The sequence below is a fragment of the Planctomycetaceae bacterium genome (assembly GCA_041398785.1).
Lineage (GTDB): Bacteria > Planctomycetota > Planctomycetia > Planctomycetales > Planctomycetaceae > JAWKUA01.
In genome coordinates, this window is sequence record JAWKUA010000032.1 from 18,400 (window position 1) to 41,195 (window position 22,796).

Below are 22,796 nucleotides of genomic sequence, written 5' to 3' on the forward strand. Positions count from 1 at the left end.
GACAATCCGGACCATGTTTCTATGAGCACTCTCGGCGAAAAACGCTGCGCGATGAGGAAAAGCTTTCTTCGAAGCAGGGATCTGAAATAAGCCTTGCGCGCTCATGACGAACCGACCTGTGTTGCGAACTCGGATCCGGAAATGCTGCAGGTGTGACTTCGAACGAAGCGGTTCTCGGGACGGGGGTGTGAGAGTCGTTCCGGGGTTGATCGACTGGTCGCGCAGTGATCAGTTGGGGGAACGGGACTGAAGGTGATGTTTCCCGGCGGCAGATTGTGGTGTTGTTTGCCTCGGTGAGATCACGCGAATCTCGGTCACGACGCAGTCGTTTTCGTTGCTGAATGCCGCGGTGCGGTCGGATTGGGTGATGGTGGCGGCTCGGTGGTGGCAGAGGTGGGTGAACAGGCGGGTGAGGTTTTGGCCGTGGATGGTGACGACGGTGCTGCCGAAGTGCAGGGTGATGTTTGTGGACGGGTCGTCGGTGTGGAGGCGGGTCAGCAGCGAGTACGGGAAGGCTTCGATTTCGCCGCTGGCTTTGTGAAACGCGAGCATCATTTGCGGATGGCGGCTGATGCGGCCGTGGGCGAAGGCGGTGTAGTCGTTGTCGGGGATTTCGTCGTTCGGAACGTTGTCGTCGGAGACGCCTTCATGAGGACCGTCGCTGTCGCGAGCGGCGTCGGCGGTCAGGCCGGCGGTGAAGTCCGGGAGGACGGTTGGCCGCGGCGTGTTGGAATCCGCGGCCGGTCTGCGGTGGCGGATGTTCGGGTCGAGGAGTCGGTCGAGCGTGCTGCTATCGTTCATGAATGAGCTCCGGGATCAGGTGCTGTTCGCGTGACCGGCGGCGGGACGTGTCGGGCGTGTGCGGCCTCGGCTTTCCGTCGCGGCGAATGACTTCCTGCTGCTGACGGTGCCGCTGGTTTCGCTCAAGCAGGACCTGCGGATCGGTGACGGACGGGAACACTTCGCTGGCGGTCGTGTGGGTTGAGTCCTTCTGAATCATCTGCCGCAGGTCGTCGATGCTGTCGGTGTAGATTCTCGCGGAACGGCGGCCTCGCGAGGCCGACACGTAGAACTGCTGCCGGCTGGCGGCTCCGGACGATTCGGCCGATTCGGCGAGGAACACGTGGTCGACGGTGCGGCCCTGGCTGGCGTGGCTCGTCGTGACGAAACCGTGGCCGAGGTGGCCGAAGTCTTTGTCGATGACCCAGCCGTTGGACAGTTCGATGTCGCCGCTGGCGGCGATGCTTCTGATGGTGAAGGTGGCTCCGTTGTTGAGCCGGTGCTTTCCATCCTTCGTGGAACCGCCGGATGTCAGACGGATCCGATCACCCGTTGCCAGCTTCAGCGACGCACGGCGGTAGACAGAGAAGCGTGCCGCCTGTTCGGTGATGGCCTCCGGGACGCGACCGCTGACGATCAGCCGCGTGCCTTTGCGGAGACCTTTGGCGTTTTGGTGGAAGACGATCACGTCGCCGTCTTCCAGCCAGGCCGGATCGCGGCGCTGGGCTTCGGTGAGGTGTCGGGGCTGGAGAATCGCCACGTCGTGTTCGTCGCCGGTGATTGTGCCGCGCTGTTTCAGTTCTGTTCGGATGGCCTGCGTCAGGTGATCGGCTTCGAAGTGCGTCGGTGAAACCACGAGCGCCGATTGTTTCTTTTCGATGACGTCGGCGTAGTCGCGGGCGAGCTGCCGGTCGCGGTCCTCGTCGGGCAGTTCACGGACCCAGCCGAGATCGTCGAGCTGATCGAAGCCGCCCAGGATATTGCCTTCGGCGAGTGACGCGATCGCGTCCCGGTACTCGCCGTCCTGCCGGCGGATCGTGTTGATCTGAATCGGCGTCACCGGCGTGTAGCGGTCGATCAGGCCGAGGACTCCGCCGCGGTCGACGCTGCCGTGCTGGCGTTTCCAGTCGCCGGACAGGATCAGCCTTGCGTTCAGCCGACCGGCCAGGTCGGTGACTCGCCGCAACTGCCGGCTGCCCAGCAGCGAGGCTTCGTCGATCCAGATCACCTGCCCGGCGATGGTCTGCTGCAGTCTTTCGTTGACCAGCAGTTCGGCGACGGTGGTGGCGGTTACGAAACCTTCGTCGCGCAGAACTTTGCGGCTGGCGTCGGCCGACGGCGCGAACGTGAACACGTCGTGACCGCCGGCGTTGATCGCGGCGACTGCCTGCTGCATCATCGTGGTCTTGCCGGTGCCGGCTCCGCCCAGCAGCAGTTGCAGCCGGTCTGTACTGCCCGTGAGTTGGCGGATGGCGGCCGTTTGTTCGTCGCTGAGCCAGTCTTCCGTCGGCTGCCAGTCTGGGTTCAGCGGTGCCGCGGCGTGACGGCCGCTGCGGGCGAAATTCAGGACTGCCGCTTCGTCGGCAAGGACCTCGGGAGTTGTGGCCAGCCGGCGGCCGTCGATGTCACGCGTCAGCAGGCCCTGCCGGCAGGCTTCCTTCTGCACGTCGAAGACATTCACCGTGCCGAGTCCGAATCGCAGGGCTTCGGTCAGCACCTGCCGTTCGGGCACGACGGCTTCGCGTTCGAAGCAGTGCTGCAGTGCGAGGTTCACAGCGGCGGCTGTCGTCTGCGGTCCGGGGACGCTGCCGGAACCGGAAGGATCGGTAAGTGAATCGAACAACCGGGCCTCGTCATCGCTGAGGCGGCTGCGCCATTCTGTCTGCAGATCTTTGAACGAAGCCGCCTCCGTCTTGCTGTTGCGGGTCTTCGCTCCGAGTTCCGCCTTTTCATCGGGATCGGTGATGCCCTGCTGCTTCGCCAGCGCTTCGATTTCCGTGGTGCGGCGGGAGAACTTTCGCTTCAGGTCCGCCGGCAGACCGGCGATGTCCCACTGCCGGCCGCTGCGTTCGATCGAATAGCCGAGTTCGTCCTTCAGCGCCTTCGCCAGCCGGGCGTGCATCCGGGCTTCGAAGTACGGCGCGTCGCGTTTGAGTTCCCGAAACTGCACGGCTTTGTAACGGTTTTCTTTCGGGTCATGTGTGACGTTGAACACGAAGCAGTGCATGTGCAGATGCGGATCGGCGTCGCCGTGTTCGTCGGGCCGGGCCGTCGTGTGCAGAAACTGGCCCCACACCAGGTTGCCGGTGGTGCGGTCTTCCTGCCTTCCGCCGGTGCGGACGCGGGTTTTGGCTTCGGCTTCGATCTCCGCCATCGTCTGCTGCACGCTGCGTTCAAAGACTTCGGCAATCCGTTCGTCGCCGCCGACCGCCCACGCCAGGCTGACTCCCTTCGGCACGTGCCAGTTGAAGTCATAGCCGACAGTGCGGTCGGTGTTGTGCCGGGCGGTCAGCTGCTCTCCGCTGCGAGGATCGCGGTTATCGCACAGCGCGGCGAAGTCGGCTTCGCGAATCCGGCCTTCCAGACCAAGCTGCCGCGCCGTCCTGCCGCCCCACAGGCCGGCCCGGTCCTGGCCCTCGCCATAGTAGTCAGCCCGCGAATAATAACTCTTCGCACTCGCCGCCGACCGGTTCTGTATGATCCTCAGCATCCGGGACTCTCCCTGGGAACACGGTGCCGCCGGCGGTCGCTGTACGCGGTTGTGAACGGTCGTGTTCCCGGCACCGCCCGCCGTGATGGACACGCGCCGCGACGGGCGAATGTGGCAGCCGGTTCCCGAATTGCTGCATAGCGCGATTTCCGCACACGGTCAACGGGATTGAAGGAGTGACGCCGGAACCTGCCGGCCCGGTTTGTGTCCTGCCAGTTGGCGGACTCACGATGCGTCCGTGTCCGTATGATTCTCGTTGACTTATTCACCACCGTCCGGCAAGCTTCAGAAATCACACCGGCAATCGAGGCACTACGATGTCATTGAATATTCCTGCCAGCTTCACCGATTTCGTCAGTCAGGCCGTGGCGGCGGGTCGCTACTCCAGTGAAGAAGAGGTCGTCGCGGAAGCACTGCAGCTGCTGCGTGACAGGATCGCCGCGAAATCCGGATCCGTGCCGGAAACTCACGACGCTGACGAACTCCCGGATGCGTCAGTCGTTACCGCCGACTGGAAGGACCGTCTGCGACACTGGGTCGACAGCCATCCCCGCCAGACTCATGAAGTCGATGTCAGCCGTGAATCCATCTATTGATCCCGCGCCGACTCGGATGCTGGTGGATTCCAACATCCTGCTCAGACTGGCTGAGCCGGGACATCCACTCGAATCGCTCGCCCGGCTGGCGCTGGAACGGCTCACCGACCAGGGGTTCGAACCGTGCATTGTGCCTCAGGTGATCTATGAATACTGGGTCGTGGCCACACGCCCGATATCCGTCAACGGACTGGGCTTCTCCGTGGAACAGGTGCAGCGCGACCTTGTGGCAGCCCGTGCTTTGTTTCGGCTGTTCCGGGACGAACGCGGGATTCTCGATCGCTGGGAGGCCCTCGTGCGAGACCACAGTATCCATGGCAAGAAGGCGCACGACGCCCGCCTTGCCGCCGCCATGCTCCGGCACGGAGTGACGCATCTGCTGACATTCAACGGGGCTGACTTTCAGCGGTATCCCCACGTCACCGTGCTGAATCCGGAAGAAGTGGCGGCGACGGCCTGACATGTTGCTGCAGGCAGCGGTGAACGGCGGATTCCCGCAGCACGCGCCGTCGTCCGGCCCGTCTCACATACCGCCGGCCTGCCCGGTCCCGCTCTGAGCTACACCGCCTGCCACACCCCGTGCTCGCCAAGGTCCCAGCGGAACACTTCCAGAATCGCGATCGGGATATAGGTGTTGAATTTCCCGCTGCCCCTGCCGTCCGGCCAGTACAGAAAATGCAGGCCCGCCGCGTCGTGCTCCTGCCATTCCACAAACTGCGGCGATCCCGGAACACCGCCGGATTTCCCGCAGTGTCCGGGCTTCACGCGAATTGCATTCGTGCCGGGCTTCAGCGGCCCGAACATCTCGCGGCCGAAGGTCGCATAGCCTTCGGACCGCAGCAGCACCTTGTCCCTGCGGATCTTCAGCAGATTCGCCGACGTCGTCGTATGCAGCGGATAGCGTGTGTCACCGGTTGCCGAATAGTACGCGTCGAGACACTCGCCCAGCGTCATGGCCTTCAGAGCAATCCAGTTGGCGACTTCACCGGGTTTCGGCTGGCGGGCCATGATGTCCTCCATTCACGAGCAGATTTACGGAACAGGCTGGCCCGGATCGTCTTCCGGCGGCCACTGAGACAGGTACGCTGACCGGGCGAAACTGTTAATCGCCTTTTCGCCGCATGTCCCGTCATGCGGATTCCATGCCCCGCTGACCGGGAGTGTCCCGACTCCGCTCACATGCGTGTTTCACACGGCAATCGCATCGCAGGTTTCGCACGCGGAAGGTCTCGACAGGCGATCTCGCCGCGCCACAGGTGACACGCCGGGGGCGTGACTGTTTGGTGATTCCTGAAGGGGGGGCTCTGCCCCCGTGCCGTCAAGGCTCGGGGCCGCGCGACGGCGGAGGCCTCCGCCCGGTCTTCCGCGCTCCGCTGACGCTGCGCTTGTGCAGACCGGTGCCCTCCTCCGCCGTCGGCCTTGACTGCACTCCCCCGTGTTCGAGGGCATTCAGGCCCTTTGCCCTCAAACAGTGCAAAGGGCACTGCTGATTTTTCTGTCCAACACCAACGGGAGATTCTCGCCATGACCACGACGACACGCGCCACGACACGCACCAAGACACGCCGACCAAAGGCAAAGACGACCTCCGGTGCTTCGCGACCGGATGTCTACACACGCGTCACGGGCCGCATTGTCGAACAGCTCGAAGCCGGGATCCGGCCGTGGCTCAAACCCTGGAACGCCGAACATGCCACCGGACGAATCACGCGGCCGCTCAGGTCCTCCGGAGCCCCCTATCGCGGCATCAATATCCTGATGCTGTGGGACGCCGCCGAATCGGCCGGCTATGGCTGCCCGATCTGGCTCACGTTCCGCCAGGCTCAGGAACTGGGCGGACACGTGAGGAAGGGCGAGAAATCGTCGCCCGTGGTCTATGCCTCCCGCTTCAAAAAGACCGAAGCCGATGACGACGGACGCGACGTCGAGCGGGAGATTCCGTTCCTCAAACAATATGCCGTCTTCAATGCCGAACAGTGTGAAGGTCTGCCCGACCAGTTCTATGCCCTGAAGCAGGCACCCAACAGCGACATTGAACGGATCGCAGCGGCGGACCGGTTCTGCCGGAACACCGGAGCCGACATCCGCGAAGGCGGCAACCAGGCCTGTTATGTCCAGAGCCTCGACCAGATCCGGATGCCGAAGCTGGAAACCTTCGTCGATGCCGAAAGCCATGCGGCCACGCTCAGCCATGAGCTTGTCCACTGGACAAAAAATCCGGCCCGCCTGAACAGGGATCTCGGCCGGAAGAAATGGGGCGATGCCGGCTATGCGATGGAGGAACTCGTCGCCGAACTGGGAGCCGCCTTCCTGTGTGCCGACCTGGCCATCACGCCCGACGTCCGCGACGACCACGCCGACTATATCGGCCACTGGCTGCAGGTCCTGAAGAACGACACGCGAGCGGTCTTCTCCGCCGCCAGCATGGCCTCGGCCGCCGTGGACTATCTGCACGGTCTGCAGCCCAAGCCTGTGGAATAGACCCGCCCTCCTCCGGCCGCCGGTCATCGGGACCGGCGGCCGTTCCTGATCCAATCACCCTTCGCCGGAGTCATCCAATATGGGACCCACCAACTGCTATCGCACGATCCTGGAATCGATCGCCTCACGCAACTACAGCCGAGCTTCCCAATACGCCCTCATCCTGCAGCACTGGCTGAATCTCGGCGGCCTGCATCCTGACGGCGTCACACCCGTCCGCGTCGCCGACGTGCTCAGCCGCCTGCTTGAGCCCGCCTGCGATCCGTCGGCCCTGAACACACCCTTCACCAGCCTGACCTGTTCCGACTGCGACGACGGCCAGCACATCGCGTCACTGACCGAAGCCATCGACGCCGGCTGGACCGAAATCCGCCCCGTCAGCAATCTCCTTGAGGCCACCCACCTTGGCCTCTGCCCCGACTGCCGACGAGAACAGGACTACGAACTGCTGTGACATGGTCACGCCATCCCTGATCCAACCGCCGAGCCGCTCCCGTCCCGGAGCGGCTCTTTGCTTTGGCAGCGGAAAAAAAATCGGCGCTGCGCGCCGACTGATGGAAGATCGCATTACTGCCGGGCGGCCGGCATTTCAGATCGCTCAGGCGTCCGCCAGATAACCAAACTGAAACAGTGGTGGTGGAGGATCACCTTTGGACCAGACCGAAGCGGTGAACGGTGAACTCCATTGAATGCTGCCCAACTTCTGTTCCATCCGCAGGCGGGTTTCGTCGCCGTGTTTGGTAATCAGCCGCAGCCCCTCGTCGAGCAGCTTCAGTCCCTGAGTGAACACCGGAGGGTCAACTTCGGCCGCCGTGCGCAGCAGGTCTTCGATTTCCGCTTCGGCCCGTCGCTGATGAATCAGCTGCCAGGCTCGAATGATGGCGCCGTCGGCGAGTTTCGGCCACCACTTTGCCAGGTTGCCGGCCCAGTCGCGCATCAGGTCGAAGCGTCGCAGCCGCAGCAGCAGATAGGCGCCGACGGCGGCCGCGTTCGGATCGCGAGTCTTATGCAGCAGCATTTCTTCCGCTCGATCGATCCAATCCACCATCGCGGCGGCGGAATAGTAGTCTCCGCGAGCCATGTATCCGGCCAGCACATCGGCCTGCGGCGTGTCGGTCGCAATGCGAATCCGCAGAGTCGGCTGTTTTGTCTCGCGTTCATGCAACTGCACGACAGCACTGCGCAGTCGGCCGGGCAGGCGGGCATTCAAGATCCAAGATTCGCCCTGAGCCCGCAGGATGAAGGCATCGGCATCGGGGAATTCGTGGAAGAGAACTTCCCGGCCTTCGTAACGCACAACTCCTTCAACGCGATGATCGTCTGACGTCAGCGCCAGTCGGGTGCCGTCGCGCATTTGCGGTTCCGGTCCGACATCGTTGACGATCGGAACAGACTCACCGGTCAGCGCGGAAGCTGCCTCCGCAATGGATCTGTCCTGCGTTGCCATACCGACTCGGCGAATGTCCATGCCCGGATCGCGGACGATCATCGACTTACCCGACGGCAGATGCACGCGCAGAAACGACGCTTCGCTGGGCACGTCAATCACGTCGGATGTCTGGCCGGGATCCAGCCAGACGCGGCGAATTGTCTGCAGGTCGGGCGAGACCACTTCGACGGAAGCCGGCGGCATGTCGGAATCAAATTGGATGCGGATGCGATCGCTCATACAGCCTCCACGCGATCATAGACGGGAGGCATCAGCGTGTCCGTCACCGCCACCGGTGCGAAACTTTGAAAACCGATGTTGATCGCCCAGTCGCCCGCGTCCAGCCGGCCCGTCCACGGCCGCCGATCACCGGGCGGCGAATGCACCTGCTGCGTGAACCGCTGAAGCTGAATGTCGGCCTCGGAATTCGCCAGCGACGTTTGGCAGCCGATCGACGCGCGAACCAGCCCCGCCGGCGCGGTACAGATGGACGCGGGAACTCCCTGGACATCCGGGTTGCAGGTCAGCGGCTGACTGTGAGCGTGCGCCAGACTGGCCATGATCTGGGCGACGCTGTTGCCCAGCGAGAACGTGTCCACCTTCCACTGACCGCCGCGATTGATGGCTCCCGCGCCTTCCAGCGATTCCAGCAGCGCTTCGGCAAAGTACGTCATGCCGTTGGCCGGGCCATACGCCTGCTGTCCGTCGGCGGCGGCGAAGTATGCGGCCGATGCTGATACCTGATCGAAAATGCTGGAACTGCACAGTTGCTTCCCACTGGGATTAAGCTGCGCGAGCGCATCAATGGGCTTTTCACGGCAGGCATCGACGAAGAACAGTTGCGTGTCGGCGGCATTGGCCTTCATGCCCAGGCGCATGCCGTCGAAGTCAATGCAGTTCGCCCACAGGTTGGGAAACTGCGGATCTCCGAAGTCCGACGGCAGCAGATACTGCGACAGCGTGTTCAGCCCGTGCCCGGCAAAGTAGAACAGCGCGATGTTGTCCTTCTGAGCGTTACAGCGCGGCCACCACTTCTGACTGAACACGTCATCGATGTTCTGCATGCTGGCTTCATCGATGCTGACGGAATTGCCCTGACCGTCGGACATCGTACCCGATGGCGACATCAGCACTTCCACCGTCCCCAGCGGCAGCGACAGCGATGACCGGTTTCTGATCAGCCACGTGGCGATTTCTTCGGCCGCGATGCGAGTCGTCGTCAGTTGCTGCAGTCCGAAGTTGGCGACGGCCGCGTGTCCGGAACCACCGGACAGGTGCGGATAATCGCCGACTCCAATGATGAAGGCGTGGACCTGTGCCTTCATCGGATTCGTCGGCTGTCCCGGATCCTGCCACAGAAGCGTCATAGCGAATCCACGCGTGCCCGCAGTCGCCGATAGAAGTCGGCCTGCTCCCAGTAAGCGCCGTGCGCCTTGATGACATACGTTCGGGTATCGTACGGAAGATCCAGATCAAAGCCATCAAACACGCCGTCGAGGCCATACGCAAAGATGTCTACTTCGTCGTAGACGTTGATCCAGCGGGCGACGTTCTGCGGTTTTGCCACTTTGTTCGGCGGCCCCACGGACCTGTCACTGGAATGATACAGCTTCATTTCCTCAAAGTGGGCCACCTGTGAACCAACCGTGATGAAGAGGTCCACATGCAGATCCTGACGAAAGTGACTCAGGATGTCGTAGGAAATCACCCCGCCGAGGCTGTGCGCGACAATCACCAGCGGCTCGGAGGGAGTTGCTGCTTTCGCGTCGTCGAAGGCCTGAATGATCCTTTGCGGGATTTGGCCGGGACTGCTGCGGTCCCCGCGGGAATTGAAGTACACGAACACGTCCCCGAAAAACCTTCCGAGCGTTTCGTTCAGGGACGCTCGCGACCGGGCCAGCAGTTTGGTGGACGCGAAGTCTCCGGCCTTGTCGAGCGCCGATCCGGCGAGGTTCTGAGCGGCCTGTTTGAGCTTCATCGCTCCCATCTTCAGCTTTCCGAGGGCGGCTCCCACACCCAGCGACTGGACGCCGGACTGCTGCTTCACTTTGTCTTCCAGCGTTGTCAGCAGTGACTGGTCATTCTGAATTCCCGCAATCCAGTCCGGCTGCGGATTGGCGTCGGCGTATTCAGCAATCGCCACGATGAACTCCGCGACCTGCGCTTCACTGCCCTGCTGCGCTGAGTTGATCGCCAGTTCGCTGATCACGTCGACGGCCGCCCGGAAATCGTGTTTCGCAAGAGCCGTCAATGGTTCCGGTCCGATTTCACCCGGCAGCGCGTCACGCACGAGCGCAATGAGCGCGGCTTCGTCTGTTCCACCGGCTCCCCCCAAAGCCTGCAGCTTTGATTTCGGCAGCGACGCCATGTTCCAGTTAAATGTCACCCCCAGATCACCCCAATACGGTGACGTGACTCCAACCGGATTCCCCAGCAGTTTGCCGTCAACGCCGGCTCCGCTGAAGTGCCGCTGCAGAAACCGTTTCCGCGATGCGACTTCCGCCGCGTAGGCCGCTCCCGCCCGATTGTTCACGCCGTGAACGAAGACGATCGCCATAGGACTGCACCTTTCCCGTCGCGCGCCACACATCCTCTGTCATCGAGCCGTCAGATGATCCCGAGTCACTCCGAGAACTCCGATTACTGTGATCACTCATCGCCAGGCACCAGCAATACCCGCCACCTTTCTGAAATCCCGTCCTGCCGGGTCTCGTGACGGGCTCACAAACAGATTGACAACCCGGCCCTAAATGCGCTAGGCCAATCTGACAACTTCAAACTCAGGGAGAATTTCCATGCCACGATCCAGACCCCAGCCCATCGAACCGGCCGACGCTTCCAATATCGCCGCCGAAACCGCCACGGAAGCCGTCGCCGCTGAAGCGCCGGCCGCCGAGTCCGGCCACAGCCGCCCCGCCGCCAAATTCAGCGGCTCCGGAGGTCTCACGGTGGCCGTCTGGAAACACAAATCCGAAGACGGCCCCGACCGCTACTCCGTCCGCCTCGACCGTTCCTACGCCGACAGCAGCGGAGAATTCCAAAACACCCCCTACCTCCGCGACACCGACCTCCTGCGCGCCCAGAAACTCCTCGACGAAGCCGACCACTGGATCGAACACGAAAAATCCAAAGGCCGTGCCGCCGCCCGGGAAGCCCACACCGAACGGTGATCCGCAGCCGCCGTTCGCACGATCCGGACAAGAGTCGCAGCCGTCACCCAGGTCCCTCGTTCGGACGCCGGTGACAGCGCCGTTTCCGGTGTGTATGCTGCGCCGATCCCCACTTCGGCCGATCGATTGGTGCCGCTGGACACCGAACATTCGACGTCAGTGACATCGCCGGCGGCCCGCGAGGCAGCAAAGCTCAACGCACGATCTATTGGTCGGCATCCCTGCCAACGGATAGGTCACGGTATGATTTGCGGAATATCCGAAGTCGCCGCGATCGGAATCGCTGGTAAGCATCATGCCTGGTCGACCAATACTCTCGGAAGAAGACTGCATCGATCCGTACTATGCGCCCAGTCATCCTGACATGGTTCGCCGCCGCGCCGTGCTCAGAGAAACACTTCATCGCTTCTCGACCGCAGATCCGCCTGACAAGTACGATCTGCTCGCACAGACAAATCTTGCGAGTTGGCGTGACTCAGCGGAAAGACGCCCTGAGAGCAACCGGATCTGCATTGTCGGTGGAGACTGGGGTGAGGTCACTCTTGCGATGACCAGAAGGCATGGTTACTGCTTCGCTGCCTTGAATATGGCAAACGCCTTCGTTCCCGGCGGGGCCTATGTCGAGGGTGCCTCGGCACAGGAAGAAAACATGTTTCGTCGCACAAATTGCCACTTTTACGTTGGCCCCGATGAGTACGACGCCACGCTTGACCAGTATCATCCGCACATGACATCGCTTTTGTCGGCGGAGAATGGCAGGGTGTACCTCGATTCCGAGAATCCGCGTGTCTGCATTCGCGGGCCGGAGGATCGTTCCCGATCCGACCTCGGCTACCAGTGGTTGCCAGACGAGGACGTGTTTCCGTTTTTCGAGTTGAGAGCTGCGGCTCAGGACCTGCGTGACGGTTCCGCATTCTCGGAGCCGAATGCGCGTCAGCGAATTGCCGCCCAACTGGATACGCTCATACACCACGGAATCCGACACGCCGTGCTCGGAGCGTCCGGCTGCGGTGCATTTTTGAATCCGGCGCATCGCATCGCCGAACTGTATCGACAGGAAATCGCAAGACGCAAACAGAACTTCCGTGTCATCGCCTTCGCGATTCGCCAATCCGGATATGGTCCCAACAACCTGATTCCGTTCCAACAGGTGTTTGCCGATCAATCGCTGCCAGGTTGACCAATGCGGTGCGGGAAAACGGCGGGAACAGGCATCAGGATCTGGGGCCGGCTTTGACCGGCCCGCTCGTACACCATCCGGCATCCGGGTCCGCACACGGCGGTTCCTTTGTTTGGAGCAAGCCGTGTCCAGAGATCTTCGTTGCTCAACAGCCATTGGCCATTCAGCGACTCGATCGACATGCCTGACTGAAGCGCCGGCTGCCTGACAGGCGCCACGGGGTTTAGCGCACGGTCAGCGCACACTAACGTAACCGTTCACAGGCCGCTTAGTTTTCGGGGATCAACTGTGGTGTCGATTTGCGGTTGAAGGCGGCGTGAACGGCGTTGTGGATGTATTCGAGTGGCCGGGTACCGAGGCGACGACAGGTTTCCACCACCGACATGATCACGGTCAGATTGCGACTGCCGGTTTGTTCTTCGGTACCGAAGCTGAGTTTGCGAAAGATGACCGATTTTCGCAGTGACTGTTCGGCCGCATTGTTGGTCGGCGAGACATCGTCATGGTGAGCGAACACAAACAGACTGCAACACTCGTTGCTCAGACGCCGACACGTTTCCGCTGTTTTCAGATGGTCACACTGCGAACCGTCCAGCAATGCCTCCAGAATCTCACTGCGAAGCCGTCGGTAGTGACCGTCGAACGTCGCACGCTCAATTTGCTGCGTCTGCAGCCGATTCCAGTGATGAATGAGTTCCTGTCCGGAAGACTTCAGTCGGGCACCTGCGTCGGCGGAACTCCTCCACGATCGACCATCGCTTGACCGCGTTCTCTCTTCGGGGCACTGATCAGGTGAGCCCGGCAGAACTGCCGGCAATCGTCATCCAGATGGCTGTATGCCGAATAGCGGTCACTGACGACGATGCCGCTGAAGTCCTCGCCCAGCGGGGCATGCACCTCATCGCGGGACCGCGACGGGCGAACCGCGAACAGTGTGCCGAGTGGTCCCACAACGGTCCACAGCCAGGCTTTGCGGCCGTTCTGACGCCAGCTGGTTTCATCAATGTTCAGAGTGGCGGAGTTTCGGACGTCCGCGACGATTTCGTTGTATCCCGCCTGCAGAGCTCTGCGTCCGATGCTCTGCAGACGGCTGATCTGGCCGTCGGAGACGTCCAGACAGAACAAGTCTCGCAACAGCGACGCGATCATTCTCTGGCTGAGTCGTCCCAGACTGCTCAGCAGTGTGACCGCCGCGACGACGTTGGGGCCGAAGCAGCCGCGGGACACGTCCGCTGGCGGTGTCCCGCGACAGCGGCACCCGCAGTCGGGGCACTCCATGGTGTGAATCTGATGTTCCGTGACAGACGGTCTCACGACAGGCAGATCCGTAACCTGATGCCGTTCGGGATTGGGGTCATCGCCGCTGAGTTTTGCACCACAGTCCGTACACGCGGTCGGCCGATGGTGTTCGACCCGCTCACAGTCTTCCGTGGGAATCAGTGGCCGCGTCCGTTTGGGATGGCCCGGCTGCCCGCCGCGTTTTCGCCCGGATTTCGGCTTCGGAGTCTTCGCCGGCTGCTGCCGGGGACCATCACTGGACGGCGGCATCGACGAGTTCCCCGAATTCATTCCCAGCTGCCGTTCAAGCTCTTCAATCCGCTTCTGCTGGGCGGCGATGATTCGATCCTGCTCGTTGACCCGATTGCACAGAGCTTCTACAAACGCCCGCACCGCAGGCGTCATCTCCGTCAGCAATTCCGGCGGGATTTCCGACATCCGTGTCATGCACGAGGTATCGCAAACTCCGACACTTTCTTAAACACCAATCTCGGACTGTGAACGGTTACGTGAGCTGTTCCTGCTGAGTGACAGCCCACCTGCAAATGGCTGTGGGCCCGTCTGCTCCGGCGAGCACCGCGATCAGCGATATCGTCACGACACTGATCAGCGGGTGATGTCTGTTGATTGTGGACCGGGGATCTTCGAGTGCTTCAAAGTGACAAACAATTTCCGACAGGTCAAATCGCTGGGAATCGGACACAGGACAACCTCCATGAATTCGGGGGAACGTTCATGGTGTCCTATGTACCTTCAATCCGCCTCAAGCGCAAGCCTTCCCAGATTGCCATTGCTTCCCAAAGTGCGCGCCGGCCGTGCGGAAGCTGCTGGTGGCTCTACTGCGGCGGTACGAGATTGAGCCCTATCGGCTGTACCGTCAGCGACATACAACCGTGATGGCTCGCGTCTCGGAACGATTCGTCGAAGAAACGCTCTGGCCCGAATTTCTCGACCTGTCCAGGGTGCTGGAAGAATATCTCAACGACGTGACCGACCGAGTCATTCAATCTGCGATTCACGGCGATGGTTCCGACATCGTAACTCGGAACGAACCAGCGGCAATTCCTCATGTGCCCAAGTAAGGTACTCACGCGCGATGCCAATAAAACCTCCCAAACCCTGGTGGAAGACCCTCGATGCCGATGATGTGTCCGAAGCCTACGAAGAAGCGACAGTGGATTGTTACGGGGATGAAGTCATTGGCGCTCTGGTTGAGATGACCATGCAGGAACTGGTGACACCCTTCAAGGGCAAGGCGCTCGGGCAGGTGGTTGACGTTGTGGAGGTGACGACGGCGTCTACGACGGACAACGACCTGGACTTTATCTGCAAGGTGAACGGCAAACTGTTTGCCATCGCTGCTCGCAGCGTGGAGCTTTCCAAACCGCTCCCGAATGGACACCTGCTGTTGGCGGCTCTGTTTGATTATCAAAGCCGTGGCTGAGTGATTTGGAGACACGCGCCAGTTCTCTTGTGCGCAGGTGGTGACACCTCCGCTACGGTTGAAACTCGGATGCCTTGGCAACCCGCGTCACGTCAGCTAGCACAGCGAGAATTGGAAGCGCGGGAATTTGACAACGGTTCGGCAGAAATCGAGACGTCGCCAATTTGGCGAAAGCCACGTTACCAGCTCTTTCCGCGCATCAACTCCACGGTCCGTTGTTCATAGTCGATTTCCAGTCGAAGAGGTGTCAGCAGCGCGGTCCCGATCAGGCAGTCGGTTCCGGGTGCGACGAGAACTCGCGTGCGAGTTTCTTCCTCCATCCACACGAACTCAACGAACCAGGCGTCATAACGAAACACCTGACTGGCTGCCAGGTCGGCAATGACGTCGCCCGCATGACCAAGAGTTTTCGACGGGTCGAACAAGCCGTCGCCAACCGCCAGCGCCCCGTCGAATCCTGTGTCGATCTGGAAGTGCATCGGCCCCTGGCCAAAATCGACGGTCAGAAATGCGGCGTTGTTGTCGTCAAGAAATCCGCGCACGGCTGCCCCCGACTCGAACCGCACCGCCGCCACCGATTCGAAACATGTGCGTCGGCCTAAGGCCGAATTTCTCGAAGCACGCAACTTCGAGTTCGCGGAATCGACTTGCCAGCACGTACTCACCCGATTCGGGCTCAACAGCAATCAGTTCACCGAAATGTTCCGACTCCAGGCGAGCTTTCAGGTGCGAATCGTAATACGTCTGAGCGCGCTCAGCGAAGTCGTCAAGTTCGTTCGTGTTCGTCATGAAAATTCTCCTTGCGAGATTCTATCAATCAATTTCGTTCACTCAAAAGTTGCTCGACGGAAAGCTCGACAAGATTCACTCATGCTCACGCCGCTCACGCGGTCCAAGGAAACGCAACTCCACGGCCAGCCCGCAGATCTGCTGCTCCGGAAGAACATCGCTGGCACCGCAGTTTCGTTATTGACTCTGCGTGGCGGTCACGGTCAACGTGGGGGAATCGACCGACCAGCACGGAGGCCCGATGACTTCATCTCTGAAGAGAGGGCCGTGATGATTGATTCCGTGAACGGTGCGAACGAGCGACGTCCGCGCTCCGACAATCCGCAGTTGGGCATCGGACCTGACGCACCTCAGAACGCGACGGCGAGCATCGATCAAGCCGGTCAGACAGCCTGCGACAATGCGTTGCCGGAACTCATTCCAGTCCGCATGCTCAACGAATTCACCTATTGCCCGCGTCTCGGGTATCTCGAATGGGTGGACGGCGAATGGGCCAGTAACCTGGAAACCATGGAGGGAACCTTCGGGCATCGTCGCGTGGACAAACCCGATCGGAAAACGGTCGAGAGTCCCGTGGCGAAGGAACAACGTGACGAAGATTCGCCGCCAGAACCGATTCATGCCCGATCCTTGGAACTGTCAGCTCCCGTTGAAGGCTTGATTGCGAAACTGGATTTGGCGGAGGTCGATAGCAACGTCGCCACTCCCGTCGACTACAAACGCGGCAAGGCACCGAAGATTCCGGAAGGTGCCTACGAACCGGAACGTGTTCAACTCTGTGCTCAGGGGCTGATCCTGCGAGAGAATGGTTTTCAGTGTGACAGCGGCGTCCTTTACTTTATCGCGTCGAAACAGCGAGTCACCATCGAGTTCACCGACGCACTCATCGCGCGAACTCGTGAGCTGCGCGACGAATTTCGGCGAACAGCGGCTGCCGGTCAGTTGCCCCCGCCGCTGGTCGATAGTCCCAAATGCCCCAGATGTTCGCTGGTCGGCATCTGCCTGCCCGACGAAACGAACCTGCTGACGGAAACCCCGGTCCCGCTCGCCGGTGACCCGCCGCGAGACCACGGACGCGTCCGCAAGCTGCTCCCTGCCCGCGATGATGCTTTGCCCTTGTATCTTCAGGCTCAGGGAGCGACTCTGGGGAAATCCGGTGATCGCCTGACGATCAAGGAACGCGGCGAACTCGTTGGCGAGCGCCGCGTGATGGACGTTTCGCAGGTCAGTCTGTTCGGCAACGTGATGGTTACCGCCCAGGCCCTGCGGGAACTGAACACTCGCGGAATTCCCGTCTGCCATTTCAGCTACGGCGGCTGGTTTCACGGGATGACCACCGGACTGGTACACAAGAACGTCGAACTCCGCATCCGCCAATTTCAGATCGCTGCGGACGCCGACGCTGCTCTGAAGATCGCCCGGCCGATCATCAGCGGCAAGATCCGCAATTCCCGAACGCTGTTGCGAAGGCACCTCGCCGGAGATTCTCCGTTGACGCTCGATCAACTGGACGACTACCGTCGCAAAGCGGAACGAGCCACCACCGCAGTAACCCTTCTCGGCCTCGAAGGTATGGCGGCGAAGACCTACTTCTCGGGCTTCTTTCAACTATTGAACAATCGCCACGGCTTCGACGTAAACGGTCGTAACCGGCGGCCTCCGCGAGACCCCGTCAACGCAGTGCTGTCCTTCGTCTATTCGCTGCTCGTTAAGGAACTCACGGTCGTGCTGCAGGGCATCGGCTTTGATCCGATGCTGGGCTTCTTACATCAGCCTCGCTATGGCCGTCCGAGTCTCGCGCTGGACGCCGCGGAGGAATACCGGCCGCTGATCGCCGATTCCGTGGCGCTGATGGTTTTCAACAATGGCGAAGTCGATGAACGGAGTTTCATACAGCGCGCGGGTGCTGTGACGATGACTGACAGCGGCCGCAAGACCGTGATTGCCGCCTTTGAGCGTCGACTGCAACAGGAAGTCACTCACCCGACGTTCGGCTACCGAGTCAGCTATCGCCGTATCCTGGAAGTTCAGATGCGGCTGCTGGCAAGAACCGTCACCGGCGAACTGTCTGAGTACGTCCCGTTCTGTACCCGATAATTCGTCTCCGTACCGAACTCAATGTCTTGGCCACGGAGGCTTCGTTAACGCGCTTTCGGGAACGCACTCATGAAGAACGTCTACCTCATCTGTTACGACGTTTCTGACCCAAAACGTCTGCGAAAAGTCTACAAGGCTCTCCAGGGAGCCGGCGAATCGCTACAATACTCCGTGTTTCGCTGTGAGCTTTCGCGTGAAGAACGACATCAGTTGATTGAACGTCTCTGGGAGCTTCTGAATCTCGCCGAAGACAGACTGCTCGTGGCGAATCTCGGTGTCAGCGGAACACGCGGGTCAGACTGCCTTCAGTACTGGGGCATTCCGCGTGAACTGCCTGATTCGACGCGTCCGATCGTTTTTTGACGTCCCGGGTTGGGATTCGAGCGGTGAAGTGGCGCGAAAACCCCCGTGACCCCTCGCAGTCGTAACCTGTTCTTTGGCAACCTATTAGAACTTCGCTATGCTTTATCAGGCTGCACCGATACGCGAGTGGACGGCACCACTCGCAACACCGTTCGTAACCCGTTATTCTGCTTGGAATAGCGACGCGAGCGGCCTCCGGCGTTGAAACACGCCGGCCCCATTGAAGCCTGATCCGTAGCCGCTGATGATGACGTCGGCCGAAGTCGCCTCCGGCGTTGAAACACGCCGGCCCCATTGAAGCGCTGGGCTGCCGGATACAGCGTGTGCGATGACGGGAACGCCTCCGGCGTTGAAACACGCCGGCCCCATTGAAGCGAACCCCGGCCTGAACTCCGACCGATGGTTACTCGCCTCCGGCGTTGAAACACGCCGGCCCCCATGAAGCCCAGTTTTTGAGCCGCAGCCACAGTTTGGCGGGGCAGGCCTCCGGCGTTGAAACACGCCGGCCCCATTGAAGCGAACCCTTCCGACCTTTGCTGAGCCTCCGGCGTTGAAACACGCCGGCCCCATTGAACCCAAAACGTTTGGTCAGCGTTCCGCCGGGACATTGTGGCCTCCGGCGTTGAAACACGCCGGCCCCATTGAAGCGAATGGGCTCTTCCAGATGCTGGGCATGAGGACAGCAAAAAGCCTCCGGCGTTGAAACACGCCGGCCCCATTGAAGCCTGCCGGCGGATACACTACGGGGCTTTTGTAGCCTCCGGCGTTGACACGCCGGCCCCATTGAAGCGTGCCTCTCGGCGTCCGGCGTTGAAACACGCCGGCCCCATTGAAGCCCCTCTTCAAAGCCTGGCTGTGTGGAGTAGTTGACGTTGCCTCCGGCGTTGAAACACGCCGGCCCCATTGAAGCCTACTTCATCTGCCATGCCTACATCCTCTGCCGTTGCAGCCTCCGGCGTTGAAACACGCCGGCCCCATTGAAGCATTGTCTGCCACCGGTACGTCGGCGTTGAAACGCCTCCGGCGTTGAAACACGCCGGCCCCCGGCGTTGAAGCCGGCCCCATAACGACAGCCGGAGACGACGAACACGAGTGGCCTCCGGCGTTGAAACACGCCGGCCCCATTGAAGCTGAATGAATTGACGGGTTGTCCGTTCCTCCTCGCCTCCGGCGTTGAAACACGCCGGCCCCATTGAAGCATGTTATGCGGACTTCTCTGGAAACATCCGAACGAAACACGCCGGCCCCATTGAAGCGACGGAGGGCGGACAGCAAAGTCAGTGTTCCGACTGGCCTCCGGCGTTGAAACACGCCGGCCCCATTGAAGCTGTGGCGTCAGCCGGCATTGTCCACAAGTCCTCGGCTCGGCCTCCGGCGTTGAAACACGCCGGCCCCATTGAAGCCGACGGCGTCGATGGCTTCCGGGATGTGCGGACTTCCGGCGTTGAAACACGCCGGCCCCGTCCGCCTCTTTTCGAACTGGCAATGCTCTTTTGCCTCCGGCGTTGAAACACGCCGGCCCCATTGAAGCTCGTCAATCAGAATCTTGTCAGGATTCAGACTGCCGCCTCCGGCGTTGAAACACGCCGGCCCCATTGAAGCTTCCAGTGAAGAACTGTCTTCAATTCAGATGCCGGGGGGCCGGCGCAGCGACCGTTCATTGATTGACAGTCTGCCAGCCGCATTTGACCGACTCCGGGTTCACGCAACTGTCCGGTCATGATTGCAAAGAAGAAGACCAGTTCGAAACTGCTGATCCCCGCGAGCGGAGAAAAATGAGGCATTCAGGCTCATCGCAGTAAAGTTGCGAAACGCATCGGTGTCCGCCTCTGCCAGCATAAACCGGCGGTTGAACCGGCGGACTGCCACCTTCTGAACGCGTTTCGGCAAGCAACGGACGAGAACAGAGATGCGCGGTGGCACCACCGGCCACCGTGCAGACGCTGTAAGCGTCCGCAACGGCAGCTGGTCGTCCGCCGCTCACGAAACCTGCGGGCTGGAGCACACGCAGGAAGTCCGTGGCGGCGCGGTTACAGCAAGCCAAACGGACCGAAGATCGCGTCGTCGTCATCCGACGCCTGGTTGAACTGAATCCAGAACAGCGAGAGGAAATCAAGTTCCAAATTGTCCGGGTTGCTGCTGCCGTTGAAGCCTCCGCCGCCGAGGCCCAGACCGTCTTCCTCGCTGCCGGAACCTCCGATGGCGCGGTTGATGATGACGGGCTCCTGGCCAGCGTCAGAGTCGAATCGTCTGCGGCGGCGAGTGCTCCGCCCTGCCCGTTGCCACCAACTTCTCCATCGCCGCCCCGCGCGTATTCAGCAGGAACGACGATGAGGAAACCGCGGCGGCGGACGTCGGAAACCAGCCAGCCAGTTCAATTCGGAAGAGCGCCCAGACCGCCGCCCTGACCAATGCCGCCAACACCGGTTGCGCCGCCACTGCCGCCCTGAGCCGTGTTCGCAAGGAAAACGTCGTCGCGAACTCTCAGTTTGGCCCCGGCGAGTCCCGCGATCGCGCCGCCGGAGGCACTCCCGCCGTCGCCGCCTTCAGTTCCGTTTCCACCGATGGCTCGGTTGCCGGCGTAGGTGTTGCGATGCAACCGAGCGTCTCCGCCGTTGGAAACCGAAATCGCGCCCGCCGCCAGCTGGTCCACCCGCAAGCCCCGTATCACCGCCGCTGCCTCCAAGGGCTGAGTTGCTCACAAACGTACTGCTTTCCACGATCAATTCCGACGGTGCCGATCCAAATGGCGATACATCGCTGCTGTTGATGGCTCCGCCAAATCCCGCACCGCCACTGACTGCGTCGCCGGTCCCGGTGCCTCCCGTGACCGTGTTGCGAAGGAATTCGCTGCGTTCAACGTTCAACACTCCGGCGATGTTCAGGATTGCACCGCCACCGCCCAGACCGGAAAACGCTTGGCCTTCGAAGTGCCCCAGTTGAGCAGAAGCCGAATTCTGCACAAAGGAACTGCGGTCAATGTGGACCTCGGGCTGTCCCGACTGACTGGGAAACCGCAATTCAGCGCCTTCCCGACTTTCCCATCGGTAATCAAGGGGCTCGGAGGTGCCCAGTACGAATGGGTCCGAGTACGCGTCCATGATCCAGCTGCCGGTGACGCCGGCGTATTTGCCGGTGCTCGAGTCCGGCTGAACGACGAACTCGGCGATCCAGTGCGCTTGCACCAGTACATTTAAACCGCCTTCTGCCGGACCCCTCACCGTCAGTTTGAAGAATCCCGGTTCGGCCGCTCCGAATTCGGTTCTTCCATACTGTGTGACCAGCGAATCTCCGTCGGAATCCGTGAAGACAAACGGTGCAGCGCTGCCGAATTCTCCCGTGAGTGTCATTAAGTCAGCCGTGTCCGTCTGAACCATTCCCATGCCGGTGTGAGTCAGTGTGGTCCCGCCAATCGTGAATGTCCCTTCGATATCGTGCGGTCGTGGTTCCTGCCCGGGCAACGGAACACCCTGCGGAGCGTTCCCGGATCCCTCGACGCTGAACGAGACGGCTTCCGCGGTTGCTCCGAGGTCGGAAGTGATGGCTCCGCCGGCCCCGATCAGGACTCCGTCTGACGAATTCCCCGCGAACTCACTGCGGGAAATGTTTAACGTGCCGCCGAACTCGTTAGCAATCGCGCCTCCCGCCGTCACCAGGCCGCTCGCCGTGTTGCCTGTAAACTCCACACGAACCAGTTCGACAGTTCCGCCCAGATTGTACAGTCCGCCGCCAAACGCGAACGGCCCACCCTCCGCGTAGCCGGGAGCGTCGGTGGACAGACCGTCCGCAATGGTCACATCTCGGATCGTCACGTCGGGCGCTGAGTCAATCACCGCCTGACTCGGAGTGACGAACGGGTCGTCGGCGAGTTCTGCCGGCAGGACCAGGAAGACTCGCGTCGCATCCTCACCACTGATCGTCAGCCTGCTGGCTCCCGGGCCATCAATGAGCAAATCGTCCGTAATCACGAGTTGACTGGACAATTCAATCGTGCCTCGCGCTGCAGGGCGGAAGCGGACGGTGTCTTCGCCGGGAGCCGCGTTCGCCGTATCAATCGCGGTACGCAGAGAACCCGGTCCTGAATCGTGAGTGTTGGTGACCCAGATCGGACTGCCACTGAGCATCAACCGAGCCTCGAACAACTCCGCAGCACACTTCGCGCTGTTTCGCATCGCTCTTCGCCGACGCTGATCCGCCGATCCTGAAAGGCGACGACACACGTTCCGCACGAATCCGATCTCAGTCATTTCCAGACTCCGTGAAGGGCGACAGAATACAGAAAGCTCACGTCAGCAATTCGCAACAGCGAACGATGGATTCCGGAGTTCGTGATTCCGGGTGTTGCTGGAATCTTCGAGTCAGTACACAGCTCGATGCTTCGGGGCGTGAAATCGGCGCACTTCATGCAGCCGGCAGAGTATGCGGCACATGTCCCAACCGGCCCCACATTTTTCTCGGAGACGTTCTCAGGGTTCATAC

The 22,796-nt window shown here is 61.2% G+C and carries 23 protein-coding genes and 2 CRISPR repeat arrays; of the genes, 10 read left to right on the top strand and 13 right to left on the bottom strand.

Annotated features, from left to right (window positions below; all coding sequences use genetic code 11):
* Nucleotides 1-228: 228 nt before the first annotated feature.
* Together R3C19_24730 and mobF are read right to left on the bottom strand one after the other, a co-directional pair.
* Nucleotides 229-801, bottom strand: coding sequence for a hypothetical protein (locus tag R3C19_24730; GenBank protein ID MEZ6063568.1), 573 nt, complete (start codon nt 799-801; stop codon nt 229-231).
* Nucleotides 791-3,490, bottom strand: coding sequence for a MobF family relaxase (gene mobF, locus R3C19_24735; GenBank protein MEZ6063569.1), 2,700 nt, complete (start codon nt 3,488-3,490; stop codon nt 791-793). The genes R3C19_24730 and mobF overlap by 11 nt, the downstream gene beginning before the upstream one ends.
* Before the next feature lie 317 nt (nt 3,491-3,807).
* Here mobF and R3C19_24740 point away from each other — a divergent pair, with 317 nt between their 5' ends.
* Both R3C19_24740 and R3C19_24745 read left to right on the top strand, forming a co-directional pair.
* Complete coding sequence (locus R3C19_24740) at nt 3,808-4,086, top strand: type II toxin-antitoxin system ParD family antitoxin (GenBank protein ID MEZ6063570.1); 279 nt, start codon at nt 3,808-3,810, stop codon at nt 4,084-4,086.
* The gene (locus R3C19_24745; GenBank protein ID MEZ6063571.1) at nt 4,070-4,546 is read left to right on the top strand and encodes a type II toxin-antitoxin system VapC family toxin; all 477 of its coding nucleotides are present in this window, start codon (nt 4,070-4,072) and stop codon (nt 4,544-4,546) included. Before R3C19_24740 ends, R3C19_24745 begins: the two co-directional genes overlap by 17 nt.
* 98 nt (nt 4,547-4,644) lie before the next feature.
* Here R3C19_24745 and R3C19_24750 read toward each other — a convergent pair whose 3' ends face one another.
* Nucleotides 4,645-5,094, bottom strand: coding sequence for a hypothetical protein (locus R3C19_24750; protein ID MEZ6063572.1), 450 nt, complete (start codon nt 5,092-5,094; stop codon nt 4,645-4,647).
* A gap of 516 nt (nt 5,095-5,610) precedes the next feature.
* Between R3C19_24750 and R3C19_24755 the strand changes: the two genes are divergently transcribed.
* Together R3C19_24755 and R3C19_24760 are read left to right on the top strand one after the other, a co-directional pair.
* Nucleotides 5,611-6,567 (top strand): zincin-like metallopeptidase domain-containing protein, encoded by a 957-nt coding sequence (locus tag R3C19_24755; GenBank protein MEZ6063573.1) that lies wholly within the window; start codon nt 5,611-5,613, stop codon nt 6,565-6,567.
* 79 nt (nt 6,568-6,646) lie between these two features.
* The gene (locus R3C19_24760; GenBank protein MEZ6063574.1) at nt 6,647-7,021 is read left to right on the top strand and encodes a hypothetical protein; all 375 of its coding nucleotides are present in this window, start codon (nt 6,647-6,649) and stop codon (nt 7,019-7,021) included.
* Nucleotides 7,022-7,165: 144 nt separating this feature from the next.
* On the opposite strand, the gene R3C19_24765 is transcribed toward R3C19_24760, so the two are convergent.
* Genes R3C19_24765 through R3C19_24775 form a run of 3 tightly spaced genes read right to left on the bottom strand, consistent with a single transcriptional unit; the run spans nt 7,166 to nt 10,553 of the window.
* On the bottom strand, nt 7,166-8,236 hold the full coding sequence (locus R3C19_24765) for a hypothetical protein (protein ID MEZ6063575.1): 1,071 nt from the start codon (nt 8,234-8,236) through the stop codon (nt 7,166-7,168).
* Complete coding sequence (locus tag R3C19_24770; protein MEZ6063576.1) at nt 8,233-9,363, bottom strand: caspase family protein; 1,131 nt, start codon at nt 9,361-9,363, stop codon at nt 8,233-8,235. The genes R3C19_24765 and R3C19_24770 overlap by 4 nt, the downstream gene beginning before the upstream one ends.
* The gene (locus R3C19_24775; GenBank protein MEZ6063577.1) at nt 9,360-10,553 is read right to left on the bottom strand and encodes a hypothetical protein; all 1,194 of its coding nucleotides are present in this window, start codon (nt 10,551-10,553) and stop codon (nt 9,360-9,362) included. Before R3C19_24775 ends, R3C19_24770 begins: the two co-directional genes overlap by 4 nt.
* A gap of 238 nt (nt 10,554-10,791) precedes the next feature.
* Here R3C19_24775 and R3C19_24780 point away from each other — a divergent pair, with 238 nt between their 5' ends.
* A complete protein-coding gene (locus R3C19_24780) occupies nt 10,792-11,166 on the top strand; it encodes a hypothetical protein (GenBank protein MEZ6063578.1) in 375 nt (124 codons plus the stop codon).
* 364 nt (nt 11,167-11,530) lie between these two features.
* Nucleotides 11,531-12,346 (top strand): DUF2263 domain-containing protein, encoded by an 816-nt coding sequence (locus tag R3C19_24785; protein MEZ6063579.1) that lies wholly within the window; start codon nt 11,531-11,533, stop codon nt 12,344-12,346.
* Nucleotides 12,347-12,614: 268 nt separating this feature from the next.
* Here R3C19_24785 and R3C19_24790 read toward each other — a convergent pair whose 3' ends face one another.
* Genes R3C19_24790 through R3C19_24800 form a run of 3 tightly spaced genes read right to left on the bottom strand, consistent with a single transcriptional unit; the run spans nt 12,615 to nt 14,327 of the window.
* Entirely contained in the window at nt 12,615-13,163 is a 549-nt protein-coding gene (locus R3C19_24790) for a transposase (protein ID MEZ6063580.1), read from the bottom strand.
* Entirely contained in the window at nt 13,058-14,071 is a 1,014-nt protein-coding gene (locus R3C19_24795; protein MEZ6063581.1) for a transposase, read from the bottom strand. The genes R3C19_24790 and R3C19_24795 overlap by 106 nt, the downstream gene beginning before the upstream one ends.
* A 58-nt stretch (nt 14,072-14,129) precedes the next feature.
* The gene (locus tag R3C19_24800; protein MEZ6063582.1) at nt 14,130-14,327 is read right to left on the bottom strand and encodes a transposase family protein; all 198 of its coding nucleotides are present in this window, start codon (nt 14,325-14,327) and stop codon (nt 14,130-14,132) included.
* Nucleotides 14,328-14,454: 127 nt separating this feature from the next.
* Between R3C19_24800 and R3C19_24805 the strand changes: the two genes are divergently transcribed.
* A complete protein-coding gene (locus tag R3C19_24805) occupies nt 14,455-14,706 on the top strand; it encodes a hypothetical protein (protein ID MEZ6063583.1) in 252 nt (83 codons plus the stop codon).
* A gap of 14 nt (nt 14,707-14,720) precedes the next feature.
* Nucleotides 14,721-15,068 carry a hypothetical protein gene (locus tag R3C19_24810; GenBank protein MEZ6063584.1) on the top strand — a complete coding sequence of 116 codons (348 nt, stop codon included), beginning with the start codon at nt 14,721-14,723 and terminating at the stop codon, nt 15,066-15,068.
* Nucleotides 15,069-15,247: 179 nt separating this feature from the next.
* On the opposite strand, the gene R3C19_24815 is transcribed toward R3C19_24810, so the two are convergent.
* Both R3C19_24815 and R3C19_24820 read right to left on the bottom strand, forming a co-directional pair.
* The gene (locus tag R3C19_24815; GenBank protein MEZ6063585.1) at nt 15,248-15,610 is read right to left on the bottom strand and encodes a hypothetical protein; all 363 of its coding nucleotides are present in this window, start codon (nt 15,608-15,610) and stop codon (nt 15,248-15,250) included.
* On the bottom strand, nt 15,594-15,857 hold the full coding sequence (locus R3C19_24820) for a hypothetical protein (protein MEZ6063586.1): 264 nt from the start codon (nt 15,855-15,857) through the stop codon (nt 15,594-15,596). The genes R3C19_24815 and R3C19_24820 overlap by 17 nt, the downstream gene beginning before the upstream one ends.
* 270 nt (nt 15,858-16,127) lie before the next feature.
* Between R3C19_24820 and cas1 the strand changes: the two genes are divergently transcribed.
* Together cas1 and cas2 are read left to right on the top strand one after the other, a co-directional pair.
* The gene (gene cas1, locus R3C19_24825; protein ID MEZ6063587.1) at nt 16,128-17,954 is read left to right on the top strand and encodes a CRISPR-associated endonuclease Cas1; all 1,827 of its coding nucleotides are present in this window, start codon (nt 16,128-16,130) and stop codon (nt 17,952-17,954) included.
* Nucleotides 17,955-18,023: 69 nt separating this feature from the next.
* Nucleotides 18,024-18,317 (top strand): CRISPR-associated endonuclease Cas2, encoded by a 294-nt coding sequence (gene cas2, locus R3C19_24830; protein MEZ6063588.1) that lies wholly within the window; start codon nt 18,024-18,026, stop codon nt 18,315-18,317.
* A 191-nt stretch (nt 18,318-18,508) separates the two neighbouring features.
* Nucleotides 18,509-19,107: direct repeats of the CRISPR family, unit length 36 nt; unit sequence GCCTCCGGCGTTGAAACACGCCGGCCCCATTGAAGC.
* A gap of 10 nt (nt 19,108-19,117) precedes the next feature.
* Nucleotides 19,118-19,919: a CRISPR direct-repeat array (repeat unit 27 nt; unit sequence CCTCCGGCGTTGAAACACGCCGGCCCC).
* A gap of 772 nt (nt 19,920-20,691) precedes the next feature.
* Here the strand turns inward: cas2 and R3C19_24835 are convergent.
* Both R3C19_24835 and R3C19_24840 read right to left on the bottom strand, forming a co-directional pair.
* On the bottom strand, nt 20,692-20,916 hold the full coding sequence (locus R3C19_24835; GenBank protein ID MEZ6063589.1) for a hypothetical protein: 225 nt from the start codon (nt 20,914-20,916) through the stop codon (nt 20,692-20,694).
* Nucleotides 20,864-22,489 carry a hypothetical protein gene (locus R3C19_24840; GenBank protein MEZ6063590.1) on the bottom strand — a complete coding sequence of 542 codons (1,626 nt, stop codon included), beginning with the start codon at nt 22,487-22,489 and terminating at the stop codon, nt 20,864-20,866. Before R3C19_24840 ends, R3C19_24835 begins: the two co-directional genes overlap by 53 nt.
* Between the last annotated feature and the right edge of the window lie 307 nt (nt 22,490-22,796).